The organism is Gordonia sp. (in: high G+C Gram-positive bacteria), assembly GCF_020438995.1.
In the GTDB taxonomy this organism is placed as follows: Bacteria; Actinomycetota; Actinomycetes; order Mycobacteriales; family Mycobacteriaceae; genus Gordonia.
The window spans coordinates 1-2,110 of record NZ_JAGQTN010000114.1 but is presented as its reverse complement, the minus strand read 5'-3'; the positions used below and the strand labels follow the sequence as shown (position 1 = coordinate 2,110).

Here is a 2,110-nt window from a genome sequence, read left to right as displayed (position 1 = left end):
TACACCGACTGGATCGCCCGCGACCCGGTGATCGGCAAGCCGATGTGGAAGACGTTCCTGACCACCGAACTGCCCCGCGCTGTCGACAGGTCCTTGCGGACCAGTGGCGTGAACGTGATCGGCGGGATGTCGATGTCGGCTACCTCGGTGCTCAATCTCGCGATCGCCGAGCCGAAGCTGTACAAGGGCGTCGCCGCCTACAGCGGTTGCGCGCGGACCAGCACCCTCGACGGCTATTCGGTCATCCGCGGCACCGTGTACATCGCCAACAAGGCCAACGTCGACAACATGTGGGGGCCGTTCGGATCGCCGCTGTGGACCAAGTACGACCCGTACATCAACGCGGCCAAACTTCGGGGGCAGACGCTGTACCTGTCGAGCGGCAACGGCATGGCCGGCAAGTACGACAAGCCGGGACTGCAAGCGCCGGGAGCGCCGTCGCTCGGCGAGCAGGTGGTGGTGGGCGGGGCGTTGGAGGCCGCGGCACACACCTGCACCACGTCGATGGCCGCGCGGCTCCGGTCGCTGCGGATCCCGGCGACCGTCCACCTGTCGGGCAACGGCACCCATTCGTGGGGCTACTGGCAGGACGAACTGCACCGGTCGTGGCCCACCCTCGACGCGGCGCTGCGTCGCTGAACGAGCGTGGGGAGTCCCATCACATGAGCCTCGACACCACCGACTCCCGCGGCGAGAATGCCGTGAGCACAGCACAGGCGCGGACAACCGCTGCGCACTGGCGGGCGATGGCGGCTCACCGCGGTCAGGCGGTGGCGGTCCGCACACCCGACGAGTCGATCACCTACGCACACCTGCTGGCCGAATCCGATCGGCGGGCCCGGGCCATAGCCGCCGCGGTCGACGATGCCCGCGTGCCGATCGCCGTGGAAGTCGAATCCGATGTGGCATCGGTCATCTCGGTGCTGGCCGTGTTGTGCACCGGGCATCCGGTGATCCTGCTCGACCCGTTCCTCCCCGACGAACGTCGCGACCACATCCTGCGGCTGTCGGGTGCGCGAAGGCTGAGTCCGGCCGAGATCACCGAACTTCCGGATCCGGGCGTCGAGGGGCCCGAGCCCGGTCCCGATGATCCGTCGATACTGATCTTCACCTCCGGCTCCACAGGTAAACCCAAAGGGGTCCTCTACGCCCAGCGTGCGTGGGTCAACCAGGCCGTCGACGGACGGGATTTCCTCGAGCTGGCCCCGCAGGATCGTGCCGCGGTGCTGCTGCCGCTCAGCTACGGCGCCGGTTTCGAGTGTCTGGTGATGACCCTGCTCAACGGCGCGACGATGATGCTCTGGGATGTGCGGCGCCGGGGGACCACGGACCTGCGCACATGGCTCGTCGAGCAAGCCGCTACCACGGTCCACAGCACGCCGTCACTCCTGCGCTCGTGGCTGGCGGACATGACGGCGGCCGACGCGGTCGATACAGTCCGGTTGTTGTCGACGTGCGGCGAACCGGTCCACAGCGACGATGTGGCGACGCTTCGCCGGACGCTGATGCCGGCGGGGGTGTTCTGCAGTTGGTCGGGATCCTCGGAAACGGGCAACCTGGCGTTCAATCGCTTTCCGGCGCAACGCGAAGTCCCGTCGGGCGTCATTCCCGTCGGTCGGCCGGCCACGGACAAGCACGTGCGGATCGTCGGTGAAGACGGCCGCGACCTCCCACCGGGGACAGTCGGAGAGGTGGTCGTCGAATCGGCCCACCTGGCGCTCGGCTACTTCAACGATCCGGACCAGACGGCTGCGAAGTTCACCGCACTGGGCAATGGTCGGCGCAGGTACCGAACCGGCGACCTCGGCCGCTTCGACGACGACGGCCAGCTGTATCTGCTCGGCCGCCGCGACGACGCGATCAAGGTGCGCGGCTATCTGGTGGAGCCGGCCGAGGTGGAGGCGGCCATCCGGGCACTGCCGTGGGCCACGGACGTCGTGGTCACCGCCGATCGTGCGGCGGGGCGACTCACCGCCCACGTCGCCGTCGATCCGGACAAGTGGTCGCCGTCGCCGTCCGAGATCCGCCAGGCGCTGTCCGCATCGTTGGCGCCGTGGATGATTCCCCGCGACGTGGTGGTACTCGCCGAGTTGCCGAGAAACGAGCGGGG

2 protein-coding genes are annotated in these 2,110 nt (G+C 68.4%); both read left to right on the top strand.

Features of this window, described 5'->3' with window-relative positions; all coding sequences use genetic code 11:
• The coding region (locus KDB67_RS09110) for an alpha/beta hydrolase family protein (protein WP_291015059.1) at positions 1 to 639 on the top strand (639 nt) is incomplete at its 5' end.
• Positions 640 to 662: 23 nt separating this feature from the next.
• Positions 663 to 2,110: AMP-binding protein (locus KDB67_RS09105; RefSeq protein WP_291015057.1), on the top strand; the 1,448-nt coding region annotated here is incomplete at its 3' end.